Below are 19,978 nucleotides of genomic sequence, written 5' to 3'. Positions count from 1 at the left end.
AGGTCAAACTTATTTCTTTTTAGTTTTCAGTCTCAGTGTACACTTTTTTAAGGACTGTTTATTTGGCTGAAAACGGTGTCGACTGCGATTGAAAACTAAAACTTCATTCGGTGTCGGGGTAAATTAATTTCATGTCCTTGCGGATAAGGCTCCCGATGTGTTGGACTGACATCTTCCTTAATCTGGCGCTGTGTTTTAAACTGATCTTTGGCGTCCATATAACGCGGATCGGGAATAAAAGGCATTTTAGCCATTTTGGTTATGGTAATGGTTGGAAAATGATAATCGACTTCGACATTTCCTAGCAAAAGATAGCAACCACCACCCTGAAAAGGATAGTTTGCGAGACTGTCCGGAAAATGTGCGGTGTCAAAATAAGTACCTTCATGATCGATCCAGGTGCCAAAATACATGGTTCCTTTTTTGGTTGGAACCTGTTTTCTTGAAATCAGATAAGCAAGCATACGAACCTGTTTTTTATGACAGGCTGTTAAATCTCTGGCCATGATATCACCTCGGTATTTAGTTTGCAAAAGATCAAAAACAGTACAGGAAACAGGAAAACTCAGGAGCTCAATCTCATCAAAGGCATCTTCATATAAAGAACGTTCCAAAGTTGGGAGTTTGTATTCTTTTACTGGTTCCTGTATCAGCCTCAGATTTCTGTTTTCAGGTTTGAAATTGTTCAAAAGCAAACTGGCAACAACTAAAAGCTGATTTTTGGTTTTTCCTGTAAAACGAAAAGCATCTATAAAAATTAGAATTTTCATGTTTTCAATCCCGATAGGAATTCTGTTGATAAAATCCTCCAATGAAAGAAAATCACCATTTTTCTCCCGCTCTGATTCGATCAAATGAGCTGTTTTGGATTCCAGACTCTGCACATGCATAAAGCCAAGATAAATGTCTGTGCCGTATAAAGTAGTCTGATATTCACTTTTATTCACGCAGGGGTTGTGTATGCTTCCGCCTGACATACGTGCTTCGTGTACGTAAACCTCGGTTCGGTAAAATCCGCCCTGATTGTTGATGACCGCCGTCATAAATTCTACAGGATAATAAACTTTCAGGAACAAGCTCTGATAACTTTCTACCGCATAAGAAGCCGAATGTGCCTTGCAAAACGAATATCCCGCAAAAGATTCAATCTGACGGTAGATCTCCTGACTCAGTATTTCGGGATGTCCTTTTTGAGCACAGCAGGCAAAAAAGTTGTCTTTTACTTTTTGCAAGGCTTCAAGGGATCTTCCTTTTCCGGACATCGCTCTACGCAGGATATCACCATCTGCAGCGGGCAGCCCTCCATAATGTTGTGCGATTTTGATCACATCTTCCTGATAGACCATAATGCCGTAAGTTTCGCCAAGCTGTTCCTTAAAAACGTCATGGAAATACTGAAACTGATTGGGGTTATTATGGCGAAAAATATATTCTTTCATCATTCCGGATTGTGCTACACCAGGGCGAATGATAGAGGAAGCGGCTATCAGAATTTTATAATTGTCGCAGTTCAGCCGGCGTAGTAAACCACGCATGGCAGGGCTTTCGATATAAAAACAGCCAATAGTGCGACCCTGAGCCAGATAAATGTTGCATAAAGCCTCGTCTTTAGAAATCGAAGTATTGCGAATATCGACTTTTATCCCTCTGTTTTTCTCGATGAGTTTTACACTGTCATCAATATGACCAATACCACGCTGACTTAAAATATCGAATTTTTCGAAACCAATCTCTTCGGCAATGTGCATGTCGAAAAGCACGATAGGAAAGCCTTTTGGAGGCATTTCTAATGGTGTATAATTCGTAATTGGTTCTTCGGAAATCAAAATACCACAGGCGTGCATACTGCGTTGATTGGGGTATTTGCTGAGCATCTGACCATAATACTGAACCTGTTTTACAATTTTATTGGTTTCGTGAAGTTCTTCGGGATTTTTAGCCAGCATATCCAGTTCTTCTTTCGGAAGACCAAATACTTTTCCCACTTCTCTATAAATAGAACGGTATTTAAATTCGACATTGGTACCGCAAAAAGCCACATGATCTTTGCCGTATTTTCCGAAGATATATTCCAGAATTATATTGCGTTCCTGCCAGCTCCAGTCAATATCAAAATCGGGAGGAGTTTTGCGGTTGAGGTTTAAAAAACGTTCAAAGTATAAATCCAGTTCAATAGGGCAGATATCGGTGATTCCGAGACAATAGGCAATAATGCTGTTGGCACCGCTTCCGCGGCCGATATGCATAAACCCCTGACTGTTGCTGTATTGAATAATGTCCCAGGTGATTAAGAAATAGCCGCTGAATTCTAATTCATCAATAACTTTCAGTTCTTTTTCGACGCGTTTTTTGGCTTCCTGATTCTCGTCTTCATAACGGTTTTTGAATCCTTTCCAAGCCAAATCAGTCAGTTTTTCTAAATCTTCCTGACGGCTATTTGTATAGAATTTCTTGTTTTTCGGAACTCCAAAATCATATTCAAAATTACAGGAATCAATGATTTGCTGAGTGTTGGATATAATTTCAGGATATTTTTCATAAAAAGGCAAAAGAGATTCCAAGGATTGCAGAATTTCAGAAGCTTTACAATAATCAGATTCAGTTAGTTTAGATAGAATAACATTAGTATCAATTGCCCGGAGAATTTTATGCAGATTGTGTTCTGTTTTAGTCCTAAAAGTAACAGGCTGTAAAACGACCATCTGATCTATTTTATTTTTGTGTTCGGATGTAAGAAGTCTGGAAACTTCTTCAGGACGAATCCCGATGAATTCATTTTCGCGAAGAACTCCCGGAGCATTTTCTAAAGTATAAATCACGAAAACGGATTTAAATTCAGGTGCAATTGAAGGCAAAACTTCTCCGCTGAAATTATGATGGGTTAAGAAGCAGTTCATTTCGCTCAAACCTTCTGCATTTTGTGCCAGACCAATATATCTGAATTGATGACGGCATCGAAATTCCATTCCCACTAAGGGTTTAATTCCTTTTTCCTGACAGGCTTTTATAAAATCATAAATTCCGGTAATAGTATTGATATCTGTAAGCGCCATTGCTTTTATCCCACAAGAAACAGCCTGGTCAACCAATTCTTTAAGCGGAATTGTGCCATAACGTAATGAATGGAAGGAATGACAATTAAGATACATTATTTGGTACGTTTTAAAATTTCGTCTTTAGTATTGGGTTTAAAATGGGCTCCTGCGCAACGCATTACAGCATCATAGCCATAACGGTTTTTTATTTGGTCCATAGCGGCGTAGAGTGATAGCATTTCCTGAGTATCTTCAAAAAGATCAATTTGATAAGTTCCGCGTACGAGTCCGCTAAAGCGAATGCCAATTAAGCGAAGCCGCATTCGGCGTTGGTAGACCTTATCAAATAATTCGGTTACATTTTTGGTCAGAATATGATCTGCTGAGGTATAGGCAATTTTAGATTGTTTGGTCTCGGTATCAAAATTAGCGTAACGTATTTTGACCGTAATGGTTGAGGTCAGCCATTGTTCGGCGCGAAGCTGGAAAGCCAGTTTTTCGACCATTCCTAAAAGTATTCTTTTGAGTTTTGCAATGTCAATCGTATCCTGAGAAAAAGTGGTTTCGGTAGATATTGATTTTCTTTCCGTATAAGGTTCAACGGGAGTGTGGTCGATTCCGTGTGCTTTTTTCCAGAGCTCCAGACCGTTTTTGCCAATCATTTGCTGTAGCACCTCGGCAGGCATTTCGGCCAGCGTCTGAATTTTGCGAACGCCAATTCTGGACAAAAGCTGAAAAGTAACTGCTCCGACCATTGGAATTTTCTGAATCGATAAAGGATTTAAAAAGTCCTGTACATTCTGTTCCTGAATTTCAAGATTCCCTACCGGTTTGCCTTCTCCGGTTGCAATTTTAGAAACCGTTTTATTAATCGATAATGAAAAACTAATAGGCAGTCCGGTTTCTTTCATTACAGATTGGGCCAGCTCATTGGTCCATTTATAACTACCGTGAAATTTATCCATTCCGGTAATGTCGAGATAAAATTCATCGATACTCGCTTTTTCTAAAACAGGCGCTTTTTCCTGAAGAATTTGTGTAACATCATGGGATAATTGCGAATACAACTCCATATCGCCTTTCATTACTTTTGCATCAGGACAGAGTTTTAATGCCATACGAATGGGCATAGCAGAACGGACTCCAAATTTACGGGCTTCATAAGAACAAGAGGCAACAACGCCACGATCACCACCTCCAATAATTAGAGGTAATCCTTTTAATTGTGAGTTGGTTAACCTTTCACAGGATACAAAAAAAGTATCCAGATCCATGTGTACAATTGCCCTTGCCATTTTCTTGTTTTTTGGAATAAACAAAATTAGTACAGATAATAACATTTTTCATATATTTGCTGTTCCAAATTATAACAAATTAATTATGTCCTTATTTTCAGACAACATCAGAGCATTAAGGGTTAAGCATAAAATATCGCAGGAGAAATTAGCTGAAAACCTGAGTATTACAAGAGGGAGATACGTGAAATACGAAGACGGAACTTCGGAAGCACCGTATGATATTTTAAAGAAAATCGCCTTGTATTTTCATACCAGTATCGATTTATTATTGTCAGTCGATATTCGGAAAATAAACATCGAAAATTTGATAAAACTCGAAGGGAATCGGCTTATTCTACCTATTCAGGTTGATAATTTTGGAGAGAATTATATCGAAATTGTATCCCAAAGAGCAAAAGCCGGTTACCTGAACGGATACGCCGATCCGGAATATATTGAAAGTTTACAGCAGGTTTCTCTTCCGTTTTTAGGTCCTGGGAAACATCGCGGATTTCCGGTAGAAGGTGATTCGATGCCGCCACACGAAGACGGATCGATTATTATTGGACGTTATGTGGAAAGGCTGGGAGAGGTGATGGATGGTAAAACGTATATCCTGATTACCAAAAATGAAGGAATGGTGTACAAGCGTCTGAACAAAAACAAAAAAAATAGTCTGGTTTTAGAATCAGATAATAGTTTTTATCCCAATTATGAAGTGAAAGCTTCTGATATTTTGGAGATTTGGGAATACGAGTGCAACATTGGCCGTTCGGACAAAAAGCAGCAATTGTCTGAAACGGAAAGCATGAAAGAACTGCTTCTTCAGGTTAAAAGAGAGGTGATGGAGATTAAGAATAATACTTCGAATGCATAAGATTTCAGAACGAAGATTAACGATTTTTGATCTAAACCCGATTTATAATTGATATCCGTTTGTCGGTCTGAGCGGAGTCGAAGACCTTTTGTGCCAGGAAGCCCTTCGACTCCGCTCAGGGAGACCATGATCAATAGGCATTTTTTTTAGCCACAGATTACACAGATTAGAAGGATTATTTTTTTTCGCCACGACCCGAGCGATAGCGAACGGATGAAGTAATTCACAAATTTTATTTAAGATCTAAACCCGATTTATAATTGATAGCCGTCTGTCGGTCTGAGCGGAGTCGAAGACCTTTTGCGCCAGGAAGCCCTTCGACTCCGCTCAGGGAGACTATAGTCAATAAAAAAACTAAAAAACCTTCACAAAACCCAATCCATATTGTTTGCCATTATAAAAAGGCATTACCATAGAAGTGGATTTGTTTTCGGAAGAGGATTTAAAAAGTTTTTTGGTGATGTACGGATTCAGCCAATAGGCAATTTTAGTACTCAAAATTCCAATTCCGGCTCCGGCAGCAACATCCGTTAACCAATGACGGTTGTTGTATATTCTGAAAAGGCCCGTTCCGGTGGCTACAGCATAACCCGCAATTCCGTACCAAATTGATTTGTCTTTGTATTCCTGCCATAAAAATTCCGCTCCGGCAAAAGCAGTTGCCGTATGTCCTGAAGGGAAAGAGTTTTTTGAACTTCCATCAGGCCTTTCTTCATGGGTAATCGATTTTAAACCCAAAACAGTTGAAGCCATAATAACGTATGAAGTTACAAAAATAACAGAGCGGTCACGCATATTATTTTTTCCCTTTACACCAAAAGCATTCAGGGCATAAACCGAGGCTGCAGGCGCGTATTGCGAGAAATCATCAATAGTGATTTTTTTGTCAATGTCTTCAGTAACTTCGTTTTTAATCTGCGAATTGAAACTCAGCAACTGATCACTTTCAAGCCCAATAACTCCGTAGCCAATTAAAACGCCCGGAATGATGAGCTGCTTGTAATTGAATTTTAATTGTTGTGAAGTACTGTCAACTTTCGTGATCGAATCATTTTGCTGTGCCTGAGCACCAAAAAAAACAAATAAAAATACCAGAGAAATCGTTTTGTAAAACATCTTTCGTTATTGTTAAAAGTTGCAATATTAACGTATGTATGCACGAAGTATTTTTGGTTTAACTGAACCTTAAGCGAATATTAACCTGCTGGCTTTAAAATAAATAATTGAATTAAGATTGACTAAATATTATGCCGATTTGGATGATCACCCTGAGCGAAGTCGAAGGGCTTTGTAGTAGAAAAGGTCTTCGACTTCGCTCAGACTGACGAATGTCATAAAATTGAATTTGGCTGTTAACTAGGCGGATTAATAACGCAGATAAGATGGATTTTCACCGTATAAATAAAAAAATCCGTTTTTATCGGTTTAAATCCGTGTCATCCGTGTGCCATTTTAAAACTAGCACAAGTAACAGATAGTTATAAAATTGAATTTATCTAAACCTTTAAGGAAAACCAAAACGTACTTCCCAGGCCTAAATTACTCTCAACACCAATCGTTCCGTTTTGAGCTTCGATAAATTCTTTACTGATGGCGAGCCCCAATCCGGTTCCTGATTTCTGACTTCCCGGAATCTGAAAATATTTATCAAAAACTTTATCTTTGTAGCGTGCATCAATTCCTTTTCCGGTATCGATAACCTGAAACGTAATCTGATCGTTTTCTTCTTTTAAGCGGATGATAATTGTACTTTTTTCAGACGAGTAGGTGATCGCATTCGATAAATAATTAATCAAAACCCATCCTGTTTTTTCACTGTCGGCTTTTACATTTTGCAGATGTTCATTGGCCTCAACGACGAGTTTAATTTGCTTTTGCTCTGCCTGAATTTTTACCGCTTCGGTTGCATAATTTACAATGGCGTACGGATTGCTTTTTTCGATGTTTAACTGGATATTCCCGGTTTCTAATTGAGATAAATTAAGCAATTCACCCGTAATTTTCAATAAACGCTGACTGTCTTCTTTAATGCTTTCAACCAGTTGTTTCTGGTCGTCGTTCATCTCGCCCGTTTTATTATTCTGAAGCAATTGAAGGCTCAGTTTTATAGACGCAATCGGTGTTTTTAATTCATGTGAAACGGTTGCAATAAAATTAGTTTTTGCAAAATCGAGTTCTTTAAATAAGGTAATATTTCGAAGGATGATAACATCTCCAATATTAATTTCTTTTTCTTCGCCTGTTGGAGTTATGGTAATATTGATCGTTTCTTTATCAAAATAACTTTCTTTTCCGTGGGCAAAAATCTTCATCGGCTGTTTTTTCTGAGAATCATTTGCCGGTTCTTTCAGAATTAAAGAGCGAATCAAATCATTGGAAACTGCCAAAGCAGAAGCGGATTGACCAATAACATCTTCCAGTTTCATTCCGATAATTTTAAGAGCTTCGTCATTCACAAACAAGATAACACCTTCATGATCTAAGCCAATAATAGGGTCGTGCATGTTATTGATGAGGGTTTCCAGTCGTTTTTTCTCGAAGAATAATTTGTACAAACTACTATTGTTGTATTCCTGAAGTTTTTGCGCCATGGTATTAAAGGATTTTGCCAAATCACCATATTCATTGTGATTGGTAAAATGCACCCGTTCGGAATAATTTTTATTGGCAATTTCTTTAATACTTTGGGTCAGTTCCTTAATTGGATTGGCGATATTATTGGGCAGATTTACCAGTAAATTAAAGGCGATTAAAAAGCAGAGCGTTCCTACAATAGCAATCCACAGATTGGCATTTTCGGCGGTATGTTTGGCAATATCGCTTTTTTGTTTGATGGCATCCAGATTGAGTTTCATAATCGAAAAAATATCCTGCCTGATTTGTGCTTTTACCGTTTCGTTAGAACCGTTTTTTTCTAAAAGGGCAAAGTCATTTTCCAGTTTAGCAGTGGCTTCTTTTTCTCCGGGTTCTGTAACATTGCGGGTTTGTTTCTCCAGATATTCCTTAAAAGTATGAATCGTACTATCACTATTCACTTTGATTTCATCTAGTGACAAAATCATATTTCTGGAATATTCCAGCGTATTGTAATTTGCTTTCAGAATATTTTCGGTATCTGCTTTGATCAAAAACACAGCATATCCGCTCACTAATGAGAGTATAATAATCATTAAAAATAACAATCCGACTCCTAGATTCAATTTGGTTTTAATTCTCATATTTTATTTTTTCTAGTAAAAAGTTAGTTGTGAAATGTAAAATGTATTTCACAAAAACATCTCACATCTCACATTTTACATAAAACATTTCACGATAATATAACAAGATCCACATTTGATAAAGACAGACTATTTAACAAACGTCTGAAAATGGTTGTAGACAAAATTACTTTAAATAAATTTAAATGTGGTTTTCCAATACAAACCGTTGTAATATGTTTTTCTTCAACAGTCATTAAAATGGCGTCGGCAATATTTTGGTTCTCTGTTTTAATAACTTCGGCACCCAGCTGAACAGCCAGTTTAAAATTATTAATCAAATGGCGTTGTTTGTCCAATGCAATTTTGGTGCTGCTTTCTTTGGGAGTTTCTACATACAAAACATACCAGGAACCGTTGTAATAGCTGGCCAGGCGTGCCGCTTTTCTGATTACAATTTTGGCTGTTTTATCGTTGCTGCTAATACAGGCCAGTAATTTTTCGTGTCTTAAAGCATGCAATTGAGGTACTTCGTTTTCTACTTTTCGAACTACCTGACTGGCTACTTCTTTCAAAGCCAATTCGCGCAGTTGTAAAATTTGTTCTGATTTGAAAAAATTAGCCAAAGCGGTCTGAATTTTATCTGCCGTATAAATTTTTCCTTCTTTCAGACGGGCAATCAAATCTTCAGAGGTTAAATCGATGTTTACCACTTCGTCGGCCAATCGTAAAACATTGTCCGGAATACGTTCCTGAACATCAATGCTTGTGATACGTTTAACGTCTTCATTTAAACTTTCAATATGTTGAATATTTACTGCCGATATCACATTGATTCCGGCTTCCAGAATTTCCAAAACATCCTGCCAGCGTTTTTCATTTTTGCTTCCTTCAACGTTGGTGTGTGCGAGTTCATCTACAATTACAACTTCGGGTCTAAGGTTGATAATTGCCTGTACATCCAGTTCTTCCAGCTCTTTCCCTTTATAGAAAATGGTTCGCCGTGGAATCACAGGCAAACCAGATAAAAGCTCATGCGTTTCTTTTCGCATGTGCGTTTCGATGTAACCAATTTTTACATCAATTCCATTTCTTAAAAGGGAATGTGCTTCCTGCAGCATCCGATAGGTTTTACCCACACCGGCACTCATTCCGATGTAGATTTTGAATTTTCCCTTTCGTGATTTCTGAATTAAATCGAGAAAGTGCTGTGCATTATTTTCTTTTTCCATATTTTTTTAAGCTATAAGCTATAAGCCGTAAGCTTTAAGCAATAAAACTTTTGAAAAGCCTATTGCTTAAAGCCTAAAGCTTAAAGCTTAGAAAGAAATCGCCAGCGAAGTCGTTACAAACGCGTTCGTATTCGTTGGGAGATTGTTTTTTGTAAATATTTCATCTTTACTGGAAAGATTTCTTGCTTCTAATCTAAACATTACATTATCAGTGACTAAGTAATCAAAGTTAGCTGAAAATCCGTAAGTTTTAAAACCATTTGGAGTTTGTGTGGCAATGATTACTCCTTTTTCATCACTATAATATTCACCTCGGGCTGCCAGCTGAATTTTATCAGTAGGTTTGTATTGGACAATCAAAATCGGAGAAAACCAGGTATCGTATTTGTTACTGTTTTTAGCCGACTGTTGTGTTCCAATATCAAAACCGGCTGTAATATTGGTTTTATCCGTTACTTTAAATTGTCCGTAGAAATTATTAAAGTAACGCCATTTTTTGTCGATATCCGGTTGTTCATTTCCAACATAAGTACTCCAGTTTAAAACCACTTTGTCTGTTGGTTTGTAAGTGACCTGAGTTCCAAATGCAGGAGTTTGATTGCCTTCTACTTTTTGGATACGCTGCCAGCCGTTTAAATACATACCGGCTAAATACCATTCTCCGGACTCCGAAGTGTAACCAATTTTAACTCCCGTTTCATAATAAGGAGAGTTTTCAGCCAGAATACTTCTGGTTAGATTTTGACAATCTTTTCCGATAGCACTTTCAAAACCAAGATGCGAAGGCATAATTCCCGCATCGACCCATAAGTTATGAGAAGAAGAAATCTTCACCCCCACATTTGCTTCATATACATTTTTTAACAAACCCTGTTCGGCAGCCAGGTTGTACTCAGCGTAAGTTCCGGCCATCAGCGCAAAATTTCCACGAACATTGCCTTTGCTGTAGTTCACTTTTGCTAATCCTAAATTGATGTTCATTTCATTACTTCTATTGTAGTTGTAAATAAATCCCGGACGAGTATGATTATCCGGTTTTGCGAAATCATAGCTGTAATAAACGTCTACATATCCTGAAAATGTAAACGGACTTTTAGATTCTTCCTGAGCATGTAAATTGCTAAAACCAAAAGCGATTAAAGCAGTAAGTATTGTTTTTTTCATTTCTGTGGTATTCAATTATTTATTTAGTAGATTTTTTTTAGGAGCTAATCCCGCTATCCACTGCAATCTTTTGTGTCCGCCGCCGCGGACACAAAAGGATTTCCGTTTCTATCGGGGCTAGGGTATTTGGGGCAAAAAGGGGTTTTGTATTATAATCGATTTTATATCCTAACAGGTTTCCAAAACCTGTTCGAAGAAAAACCTTAGAACCTTAGTATCTCAGTATCTCAGTACCTTTATTTCAATTGATCAAGAGCAATGTTAAGTTCCAGAACATTAACCGTTGATGGTCCTACAACAGCGGTATTGATTTTAGATGCTACCAAAGCTTTCACTTTAGCTTCGTCTAATTTTCTTTCTTTGGCAATACGTTTTACCTGAATCAAAGCACCTTGTGGTGAAACATTCGGATCTAAACCGCTTCCTGAAGCTGTAACCATATCTGCCGGGATCTCTGATTTTTTCAAATATGGATGAACGATTAAAAATGTATCCACTCTTTTTTGAACCAAAGCCAGATATTCCGCATTGCTTGGTCCTTTATTGCTTCCGGCACTTCCGGCGGCATTATAATCTACAGCCGAAGGTCTTCCCCAGAAATAATTGGGTTTATCGAATTTCTGACCAATTTTTTGGTACCCTACCACTTTTCCGTTAACCGAAATGGTTTCTCCTTTTCCTTGATTTGTAGCAAATTGAGCGATTCCGTAGATTGCCAGAGGATAAATAACGGCAAACAGAATTACGGTGATCAGTGTAAGTTTTAATAGTGAAAGTATATTTTTCATTTTTTTTATTTTTTAAGTTTCTGAGACGCTAAGTCTCTAAGATGCTAAGGGAAAAACTCAGGATCTTAGCAGCTTAGTCCCTTAGTAACTTCATGTTTACATAAATAGAGCAACAACTATATCAATTAACTTAATTCCGATAAAAGGCACAAGCAAACCGCCTAAACCATAGATCAATAAGTTTCTTTTTAAGATCGCACTTGCTCCGATTGGTTTATAATCAACACCTCTTAAGGCTAATGGAATCAATATAGGAATAATCACCGCGTTAAAAATTACAGCCGATAAAATAGCACTTTCCGGACTGTGCAGGCGCATGATATTTAAACCTTCCAATGCCGGGATTGCCGTGATGAAAAGAGCAGGAACAATAGCAAAATATTTCGCTACGTCATTGGCAATGGAGAAAGTAGTTAAAGTTCCTCGGGTCATTAATAGCTGCTTACCAATTTCGATAATTTCGATTAATTTCGTTGGATCATTGTCAAGATCCACCATGTTTCCGGCTTCTTTAGCAGCCTGTGTTCCGCTGTTCATGGCAACACCCACGTTAGCTTGTGCAAGAGCAGGAGCATCGTTGGTTCCGTCACCCATCATGGCTACCAGTTTACCCAGATTTTGTTCGTTTTTAATGTAGTTCATTTTATCCTCAGGTTTTGCTTCGGCGATAAAATCATCCACACCGGCAGCCTCGGCAATAAACTTCGCAGTAAGCGGATTATCTCCGGTTACCATCACCGTTTTAACGCCCATTTTTCTCAAACGGTCAAAACGTTCTTTCATTCCCGTTTTAATGATATCCTGTAATTCGATAACACCTTGTACCAGATTGTCTTTAATAACTACCAGCGGTGTTCCTCCTTTAGAAGAAATATCAATTACTTTTTGAGCAATATCTTCCGGGAAAGAGTTTCCGGCCTGAAGTGCAATGTTTTTTGCAGCATCCTGAGCTCCTTTTCTAATATTGGTTCCGTCTTTTAAAACAACTCCGGAAGTTCGGGTTTCTGCGGTAAACTTAATTAAAGTAGCACCTTCAATAGATAATTTATTGGCAAGTTCGGCTCCAGCCAATTCCACGATACTTTTTCCTTCCGGAGTGTCATCTGCCAATGAACTTAGCACGGCAGATTTTATAAAATCTTCTTCTGAAACACCTTTCGCAGGATAAAAATTCGTTGCTTTTCTGTTTCCAATAGTGATGGTTCCGGTTTTATCCAAAAGTAAAACGTCAATATCTCCGGCAGTTTCAACTGCTTTTCCTGATTTTGTAATAACGTTAGCACGCAACGCTCTGTCCATACCCGCGATACCAATAGCTGAAAGCAAACCACCAATTGTAGTTGGAATTAAACAGACAAATAAAGAGATGAAAGCAGCAATTGTGATAGGTGCATTTGCATAATCTGCGAATGGTTTTAAAGTCACACAAACAATTACGAAGATCAAAGTAAAGGCAGCCAGTAAAATCGTCAAAGCAATTTCGTTTGGTGTTTTCTGACGGCTTGCACCTTCTACCAAAGCAATCATTTTGTCTAAAAAGCTTTCGCCGGGTTCAGACGTTACAATTACTTTTATTTTGTCTGATAATACTTTTGTTCCACCGGTTACAGAGGATTTATCACCACCGGCTTCTCTAATTACAGGAGCACTTTCTCCCGTAATGGCACTTTCGTCAATGGTAGCCAATCCTTCGATAATTTCACCGTCAGTGGCAATTAAATCACCCGCTTCACAAATGAAGATATCTCCTTTTTTCAATTCAGAAGAACTGATGTTTTTGATTTCTCCGTTAGGTAAAATTTGTCGGGCCGGAGTTTCTTCACGTGTTTTTCTTAAACTGTCGGCTTGTGCTTTTCCTCTGGCTTCAGCAATAGCTTCAGCAAAATTAGCAAACAATAAAGTGGCCAGTAAAATTAAAAATACAATTAGGTTGTAAATGAAACTACCCTGATCCTGCGCGCCCATTAAAATGGAAACACAAACAGCAAACATAATGGCGGTTCCTATTTCTACGGTAAACATTACCGGATTTTTGATCATCAATTTTGGATTAAGCTTTACAAAAGACTGCACCAAGGCTTCTTTTACCTGTTTGCTTTCAAACAATGATGTGGATTTATTATGAGTCATTTTTCTTTGTGTAAAATGTTATTTGTGAAATGTTATTTGTGAGATGTAAGATGTAAAATGTTAATTGTGAATACGATTTCATTTTACACCTCATATTTCACATTTTTTACATTGTAAAGTATTCTGCCAATGGACCTAGAGCCAATGCCGGGAAGAATGATAAAGCAGCGATAATTGCGATTACGGCAAAAACCATTATTCCAAAAATTGTAGTATCCGTTTTTAAAGTTCCTGCACTTTCCGGGATGTATTTTTTACCTGCCAGTAAACCTGCGATAGCCAATGGTCCAACGATTGGAATAAAACGGCTTAACAATAAAACAATTCCTGTAGTGATATTCCAAAACGGATTATTATCTCCTAAACCTTCAAAGCCTGAGCCATTGTTGGCTGCACTTGAAGTATACTCGTATAACATTTCTGAGAATCCGTGATTTCCGGGATTGTTAAGCCAGCCTGTTGCGTTTCCGCTAAACCACCATCCCATTGCAGTGTCATTGGCTGCAAAATAAGAAGCTAAAGCAGTTCCGGATAAGATCAATAATGGGTGTAGAATCGCAATAAAAGCGGCAATTTTAACTTCGCGGGCTTCGATTTTCTTTCCTAAAAATTCAGGTGTTCGTCCTACCATCAATCCCGAAATAAATACAGCAAGAATAATGAAGATATAGAAGTTCAGAATACCAACACCACAACCACCGTAGAAGGCATTTACCATCATGGCAAGCAATTCCATAGCTCCCGAAACCGGCATTGAACTGTCGTGCATACTATTTACAGAACCTGTAGAAATTACTGTTGTAGCAATACTCCAGAAACCTGAAATGGCAGGCCCTAAACGAACCTCTTTTCCTTCCATTGCTCCGGTTGTCTGAGCGATTCCCATTTTCTCAATAGCAGGATTTCCGTTCATTTCGCTCATTACCGTCGGGATAACAAGCAAGAGGAATCCAACCGTCATAACGCCAAAAATAACATAAGATAATTTTCTTTTTTTCAGATAAAAACCTAAAGCGAAAATCATGGCAAACGGAACAATCAATTGTGCCCATAATTCAACCGCATTACTAAAATAGGTTGGGTTTTCCAGCGGATGTGATGAATTGGCTCCAAAGAATCCACCACCGTTTGTACCAATATGTTTAATAGCAATAAAGGCAGCAGCAGGTCCGCGGGAAACTTCTACCTGGTCACCTTGTAAAGTTGTAATAGCATCTTTTCCTTCAAACGTCATAGGAGTTCCACTAAACAATAGAGCAACTGCTACAATAGCAGAAAGAGGCAATAAAATACGCGTACAGCTTTTGATGAAATAATTGTAAAAGTTACCCAGTTTTTCAGTTGTTCTTTCCTTCATTGCAGTGAAAACCATTGCAGCTGCGGCCAGTCCTACACCCGCAGAGACAAATTGAAGAAACATTAGGAACATTTGTGACAGATAAGAAACACCGCTCTCTCCTGAATAATGCTGTAAATTACAATTGACAACAAATGAAATGGCAGTATTAAAAGCCAGATCCGGACTCATCGACGGGTTGTTATCGGGATTTAAAAATAATGACCCCTGGAATAATAAAATAAAGAAGCAAAGAAAGAACCAAATCATGTTAATACCTAAAAGAGCTTTTAAGTGTTGTTTCCAGTTCATTTCTTCAGTGGAATTGATACCACTGATTTTAAAGATAATTTTTTCAATTGGATTGAAAATTGGGTCAAAAAGTGTTTTGTCACCTAAATAAACTTTAGCGATATATTTTCCTATTGGAATGGCTAAAACTATCGTGATGATAAAAATACCAATGACACCTAGTAACTCTGTATTCATATTTTGTTTGTTAGAAATTAAATAAAGTTTAAGCTTTTACAGATACATGATAAGTATGATAAAGGCTAATGTCCAAGCCATGTAAACAGATACCAGAAATATTTTTTTGGATTGTGACTTTTTCATTTTTTTAGAATTTTTCGGGTTTGATTAATACGTAAACCAAATAGCCAAAAACGGCGATCGAAATAATAAATAGTGCTGTCATGATTTAGATTTTTTCAAAAAATTCAACAGATTTGAAACAAATGCCAAAGAGCAGGGCACCCAGTGCGAGTAAGAGAAAGGTGATTAACATAGATTATTGGATTATTAGATTTGTTATTTGTGAGATGTTAGTTGCAAGTATGATTTCATTTTACAGTTCACATCTTTTTTTTTGCATTTTGCCGAAATCAGACTCCTGAAGTATTAATTTGTCTGATATATTCTGCTCTAAGCGTTTGTGGAAAAAGATGTGAGATATTGCAGTGACGCATTTCCATAAAAGAAGAAACAGAGAAAACATATACATTTGAAATAGCGTTCTTAGTTTCTATACTTCCGTTGATGAATAGGCGTTCAGCAAGAGCCAGACATTTTTTTGCCCGAACAATATTGCCGGATATAATTGATTTTTTGGTTATCTCAGCAAAGCGTTCTGCTTGTTTGTAGATTGAAGTGACTTGATTTTTCATAAGAATGAATTTTTGTGTTCTTCCCACTTATGCCAAAAGTCAGACCTAAATTGTAAAGGAATAGGTAAGGTGTTGCTGATAAATGAATTACGGGTTTGTGCCAAAAATGAGGCATAAAAAAAGCCTATCAAAATGATAAGCTTTTATTGAAATGATAAGGAAATTTTAAGTTGCTTATGAAGCGTGAAAAGTAAAAAGCGAGGTGTAAAAGGTAAAATAGGATATTTAAAGAGTAAAAGGTCAGAATTTCACAAATCGCATTTCACATTGTCACATTACTACTGAATCCCATACTCGTCTAATTTTCGGTACAAAGTTGCAATGCCAATTTCGAGTAAACGGGCAGTTTCGGCTTTATTTCCTTTGGTATAATTTAAAACCTTCTGAATGTGTAGTTTTTCAATACTCTGCATCGAAAAGGCCGACATTTGCTTAGTGTTTTTCTCTGTTTCCTGTTGCATTTCGTATGGTAAAACAGCTGAGGTCAGCGTATCGTCACTGCTTAAAATAACCGACCTTTCGATAATGTTCTTAAGTTCACGAATATTTCCCGGCCAGGAATAATGTTCTAATTTATGGATAAAATCATCACTTATTTGTAGTGTCTTTTTATTCGTTTTCTCAGAGAATTGTTTGACAAAAGTATGTGTTAAAAGCGCAATATCTTTTATTCTTTCACGTAAAGGTGGAAGTGTAATCTCAAAAATGTTTAGACGGAAATACAAATCCGAACGAAAACGGTGTTCTTCGCTTTCTACTTTTAAATCTCTGTTTGTTGCGGCAATCAGTCTGAAATTTGATTTCTTTGGAGTGGTATCTCCAAGCGGAATGTACTCGCTGGTTTCTAAAACACGTAATAATTTGGCCTGCAATTCAATAGGCATTTCCCCAATCTCATCCAGAAATAAAGTACCGCCATTGGCCTCTTCAATAAAACCTTTTTTATCTTTTAAGGCTCCCGTAAAAGCACCTTGTTTATGTCCGAAGAGCTCACTTTCGAGAATTTCTTTGCTGAAAGTACTGCAGTTTAAAGCGACAAAAGATTTACCTGTACGATTACTGTTTTCGTGAATAGCTTGCGCAAAAACCTCTTTTCCGGTGCCGGTTTCTCCGGTTAGTAAAACAGTCGAGTCCGTTTTAGCTACTTTTTTGGCCAAATCGATAACCTGTTCAATCCCTTTTGATTTTCCAATAATGGTACTGAAAGAGTATTTATCTCCGATGCGTTTTTCAAGCTGTTTGACCTTTTTTTGCAAATGGACTTTTTCGACAGCTTTATAGAGTAGCGGAATAATTTTATCATTATCGTCACCCTTTACAATATAATCGAAAGCACCATTTTTCATGGCCTGAACACCATCCGGAATATTCCCGAAAGCGGTAAGTAAAATCACTTCAATTAAAGGGAAGCTGGTTTTTATATTTTGCAAAAAGTCAACGCCATTTCCGTCAGGCAATTTTACATCACATAAAACGACATCAATATCAGTTTGTTCGAGTTTTTTAAAACCCGATTTCAAATCTTTGGCTTCAATTACTTCAAATCCTTCCGATTTAATAATGCGTGCCAGAAGACTTCTTAGTTTTTCTTCGTCGTCTATAATTAAAATTTTATGTGTCATGTGGGGATATTGTTAAAGCGGGGAGTTAATTTCGAGATACAAATTTACTCTTTAAATCTTTTGACTTACGTATTGTGGGATAAATTTGAAGAAAAAAAGGAGGGATGAATTCAGGTTTAAAAAGTAAAGCGTCCTGTTTTTTCTGAAATTGCTCCAGCGGAGTAAAATGTTTCTGGTAAATGTAATTTTCAGGTATCAAAAAAGCTCCAGAGCAGTGAAATATAAATCTTTTGTGATGTTCCTGAATGAAGTGAAATATTTTTATAAATATAGAATCTATGTCTCTATTAGTTAAAAGCAATTATGCTAAGAGATTATTGAAAATTGTATTTATTATAGTGTTCTGTTCTTACGAAAGAAATATTATAAATCTATTAACAACAGAAAGCAAAAGGTATCCATGTAAATGAAGTAGTTTTGTATTCTAGCATTTTTTTATATGAAAAACCCAATTTCAGTCTCATTATTAGAGCTCGCTATCATCACTCAGGATAGCAATGCCAAAGAAACATTTCAAAAAACAAAAGAAATAGCGCAACTAGCAGATAATTTAGGATACAAACGATTCTGGCTTGCAGAACATCACAATATGGCACATGTTGCCAGTTCGGCTACGGTGGTGTTAATTGGTTACATTGCCAGTCAGACTCAAAATATTCGGGTAGGTTCCGGTGGAATCATGCTGCCCAATCATTCTCCTTTAATAGTAGCAGAGCAATTCGGGACCTTGGAAATACTTTATCCGGGCAGAATCGATTTAGGTTTAGGAAGAGCGCCCGGTACAGATCAACCAACGGCTGAAGCTATTCGAAAAGATTTCTTTGAGCAGGCACAGCGGTTTCCGCAAAACGTAACCAAACTTCAGGATTACTTCTCGGTAGAAAATGCAACAGCAAAAGTACGAGCATTCCCGGCCGAAGGAACAAATGTTCCTATCTGGATTTTAGGTTCAAGTATGGATAGTGCTGCCCTGGCTGCTGCTTATGGATTGCCTTATGCATTTGCAGGACATTTTGCTCCCCGACAAATGATACAGGCGTTTGAATTCTATCGTGAAAATTTTCAGGCATCAGATACGTTGGATAAACCCAAAACCATGGCGTGTGTCAATATCGTTGCCGCAGATACCAACGAAGAAGCCGAAAGATTGTCTACAAGTCTCTATCAGATGTTTTTAAATTTAATTCGAAACGACCGCAAAGGATTACAACCACCTGTAGATTCCCTTGATGATATTATGAGTGAAGAAGAGCGCTTCCATGTGAATCAAATGACAGCCTGTACTTTTACTGGAGATCAAATACAGCTGGAGGCAGATCTTAAAAAGTTTATCAGTTATGCACAGATCGATGAGTTAATGGTAACCAGTCCAATATTCGATCGTCAGGCTAAACTTAAAAGTATTCAAATTACAAAAGAAGTTATCGATAGCCTAAATAAGTAACTACATATATGTAATAGTAGATTTGTTTATTGTACCTACTATAGTATACAACCCGACAGGTTTTCAAAACCTGTCGGGTTTGTTTTTTACTACCTATATATAAGGAGTGATTTTGTCCAGCTGAATATAAGATTAGTTTTTGTCCAGCTGAGCGAAGTCGAAGCTTTATCCCGCTATCCGCTGCAATCTTTTGATTTTTAAAGGAAAAATCAAAAGGATTTCCACTACTATCGGGGCTAGGGCATAGGTTTTCAAAAGAAATAAGGCAAGAAAAACAAAAACTTCGCGCCTTTGCGTCTTTGCGATATTAGTAAAAAACCAGTAAAAATGGGACTTTGTATCTAGTAGTTTCATTTGAACGAAGAAAAACCTTTCAAAGCTGAAAATAATTTAATTTGTAAAAGAGGTGTTATCAGGGTGTTAAGATAAAGTTTCGAAAAAGATTAAAAATAAGTTTAGAAAAAGCTTGTAAAAGCGGATAAAGTGACTACTTTTGCACCCGCAACAGCGATAAACGTTCACCGAAATACTGACAAGCGAAGGAATTAAAACAGAAAGAAATTTTCAAAAAAAGATTCTAAAAAGCTTGCGAGTAAAGAAAGAAAGTTTTAAGTTTGCACCCCGCAAAACAAGGGAAGTTCATTGAAAGATTGGTAAGGAGAGAAGTTGAAAACGAAAAGAAATTTTCTGAAAAAAAAACTTCAAAAAAC

General features: G+C 37.3%; 14 protein-coding genes. 2 read left to right on the top strand and 12 right to left on the bottom strand.

The genetic code is table 11. The features are described 5' to 3' along the window. Positions 1 to 95 precede the first annotated feature (95 nt). Positions 96 to 3,149: a DNA polymerase III subunit alpha gene (locus tag B0A80_RS08915; protein ID WP_089077066.1), complete on the bottom strand. Its 3,054-nt coding sequence runs from the start codon at positions 3,147 to 3,149 to the stop codon at positions 96 to 98. Beyond that, positions 3,149 to 4,330: a DNA polymerase IV gene (dinB, locus tag B0A80_RS08910; protein ID WP_089077119.1), complete on the bottom strand. Its 1,182-nt coding sequence runs from the start codon at positions 4,328 to 4,330 to the stop codon at positions 3,149 to 3,151. Before dinB ends, B0A80_RS08915 begins: the two co-directional genes overlap by 1 nt. Positions 4,331 to 4,415: 85 nt before the next feature. On the opposite strand from dinB, the gene B0A80_RS08905 reads away from it, so the two are divergent. Beyond that, positions 4,416 to 5,189, top strand: coding sequence for an XRE family transcriptional regulator (locus B0A80_RS08905; RefSeq protein WP_070905475.1), 774 nt, complete (start codon positions 4,416 to 4,418; stop codon positions 5,187 to 5,189). 354 nt (positions 5,190 to 5,543) lie between these two features. On the opposite strand, the gene B0A80_RS08900 is transcribed toward B0A80_RS08905, so the two are convergent. The 10 genes from B0A80_RS08900 to B0A80_RS08855 all read right to left on the bottom strand — a co-directional run bounded on the left by B0A80_RS08900 (position 5,544) and on the right by B0A80_RS08855 (position 17,824). Beyond that, entirely contained in the window at positions 5,544 to 6,305 is a 762-nt protein-coding gene (locus tag B0A80_RS08900) for a phosphatase PAP2 family protein (protein ID WP_089077065.1), read from the bottom strand. Between the two features lie 380 nt (positions 6,306 to 6,685). After that, entirely contained in the window at positions 6,686 to 8,407 is a 1,722-nt protein-coding gene (locus B0A80_RS08895) for a sensor histidine kinase (RefSeq protein ID WP_089077064.1), read from the bottom strand. An 89-nt stretch (positions 8,408 to 8,496) separates the two neighbouring features. Next, a complete protein-coding gene (locus tag B0A80_RS08890) occupies positions 8,497 to 9,618 on the bottom strand; it encodes a histidine kinase (protein ID WP_026110020.1) in 1,122 nt (373 codons plus the stop codon). 87 nt (positions 9,619 to 9,705) lie between these two features. Beyond that, positions 9,706 to 10,782: a porin gene (locus B0A80_RS08885; protein ID WP_089077063.1), complete on the bottom strand. Its 1,077-nt coding sequence runs from the start codon at positions 10,780 to 10,782 to the stop codon at positions 9,706 to 9,708. Between the two features lie 236 nt (positions 10,783 to 11,018). Further along, entirely contained in the window at positions 11,019 to 11,570 is a 552-nt protein-coding gene (locus tag B0A80_RS08880) for a K(+)-transporting ATPase subunit C (RefSeq protein ID WP_089077062.1), read from the bottom strand. Positions 11,571 to 11,666: 96 nt separating this feature from the next. After that, entirely contained in the window at positions 11,667 to 13,700 is a 2,034-nt protein-coding gene (kdpB, locus tag B0A80_RS08875; RefSeq protein WP_089077061.1) for a potassium-transporting ATPase subunit KdpB, read from the bottom strand. 106 nt (positions 13,701 to 13,806) lie between these two features. After that, positions 13,807 to 15,525 (bottom strand): potassium-transporting ATPase subunit KdpA, encoded by a 1,719-nt coding sequence (kdpA, locus tag B0A80_RS08870; RefSeq protein ID WP_089077060.1) that lies wholly within the window; start codon positions 15,523 to 15,525, stop codon positions 13,807 to 13,809. Positions 15,526 to 15,655: 130 nt separating this feature from the next. Further along, entirely contained in the window at positions 15,656 to 15,733 is a 78-nt protein-coding gene (gene kdpF / locus B0A80_RS08865; RefSeq protein WP_072975519.1) for a K(+)-transporting ATPase subunit F, read from the bottom strand. Between the two features lie 187 nt (positions 15,734 to 15,920). Continuing rightward, positions 15,921 to 16,202 (bottom strand): DUF7674 family protein, encoded by a 282-nt coding sequence (locus B0A80_RS08860; RefSeq protein ID WP_017496760.1) that lies wholly within the window; start codon positions 16,200 to 16,202, stop codon positions 15,921 to 15,923. A 278-nt stretch (positions 16,203 to 16,480) separates the two neighbouring features. Beyond that, on the bottom strand, positions 16,481 to 17,824 hold the full coding sequence (locus B0A80_RS08855) for a sigma-54-dependent transcriptional regulator (protein ID WP_070905467.1): 1,344 nt from the start codon (positions 17,822 to 17,824) through the stop codon (positions 16,481 to 16,483). Positions 17,825 to 18,263: 439 nt separating this feature from the next. Here B0A80_RS08855 and B0A80_RS08845 point away from each other — a divergent pair, with 439 nt between their 5' ends. Continuing rightward, positions 18,264 to 19,268: an LLM class flavin-dependent oxidoreductase gene (locus B0A80_RS08845; protein WP_070905465.1), complete on the top strand. Its 1,005-nt coding sequence runs from the start codon at positions 18,264 to 18,266 to the stop codon at positions 19,266 to 19,268. Positions 19,269 to 19,978 lie beyond the last annotated feature (710 nt).

The sequence above is a fragment of the Flavobacterium tructae genome (genome assembly GCF_002217475.1).
Classification (GTDB): Bacteria; Bacteroidota; Bacteroidia; order Flavobacteriales; family Flavobacteriaceae; genus Flavobacterium; species Flavobacterium tructae.
The sequence above is the reverse complement of the archived record's forward strand: the minus strand, read 5'-3'. Positions and strand labels throughout refer to the sequence as shown.

Coding starts and splice junctions, on each gene's coding strand:
- B0A80_RS08915 (WP_089077066.1), bottom strand. CDS start 3,149: ATGTATCTTAATTGTCATTCCTTCCATTCATTACGTTATGGCACAATT.
- dinB (WP_089077119.1), bottom strand. CDS start 4,330: ATGGCAAGGGCAATTGTACACATGGATCTGGATACTTTTTTTGTATCC.
- B0A80_RS08905 (WP_070905475.1), top strand. CDS start 4,416: ATGTCCTTATTTTCAGACAACATCAGAGCATTAAGGGTTAAGCATAAA.
- B0A80_RS08900 (WP_089077065.1), bottom strand. CDS start 6,305: ATGTTTTACAAAACGATTTCTCTGGTATTTTTATTTGTTTTTTTTGGT.
- B0A80_RS08895 (WP_089077064.1), bottom strand. CDS start 8,407: ATGAGAATTAAAACCAAATTGAATCTAGGAGTCGGATTGTTATTTTTA.
- B0A80_RS08890 (WP_026110020.1), bottom strand. CDS start 9,618: ATGGAAAAAGAAAATAATGCACAGCACTTTCTCGATTTAATTCAGAAA.
- B0A80_RS08885 (WP_089077063.1), bottom strand. CDS start 10,782: ATGAAAAAAACAATACTTACTGCTTTAATCGCTTTTGGTTTTAGCAAT.
- B0A80_RS08880 (WP_089077062.1), bottom strand. CDS start 11,570: ATGAAAAATATACTTTCACTATTAAAACTTACACTGATCACCGTAATT.
- kdpB (WP_089077061.1), bottom strand. CDS start 13,700: ATGACTCATAATAAATCCACATCATTGTTTGAAAGCAAACAGGTAAAA.
- kdpA (WP_089077060.1), bottom strand. CDS start 15,525: ATGAATACAGAGTTACTAGGTGTCATTGGTATTTTTATCATCACGATA.
- kdpF (WP_072975519.1), bottom strand. CDS start 15,733: ATGACAGCACTATTTATTATTTCGATCGCCGTTTTTGGCTATTTGGTT.
- B0A80_RS08860 (WP_017496760.1), bottom strand. CDS start 16,202: ATGAAAAATCAAGTCACTTCAATCTACAAACAAGCAGAACGCTTTGCT.
- B0A80_RS08855 (WP_070905467.1), bottom strand. CDS start 17,824: ATGACACATAAAATTTTAATTATAGACGACGAAGAAAAACTAAGAAGT.
- B0A80_RS08845 (WP_070905465.1), top strand. CDS start 18,264: ATGAAAAACCCAATTTCAGTCTCATTATTAGAGCTCGCTATCATCACT.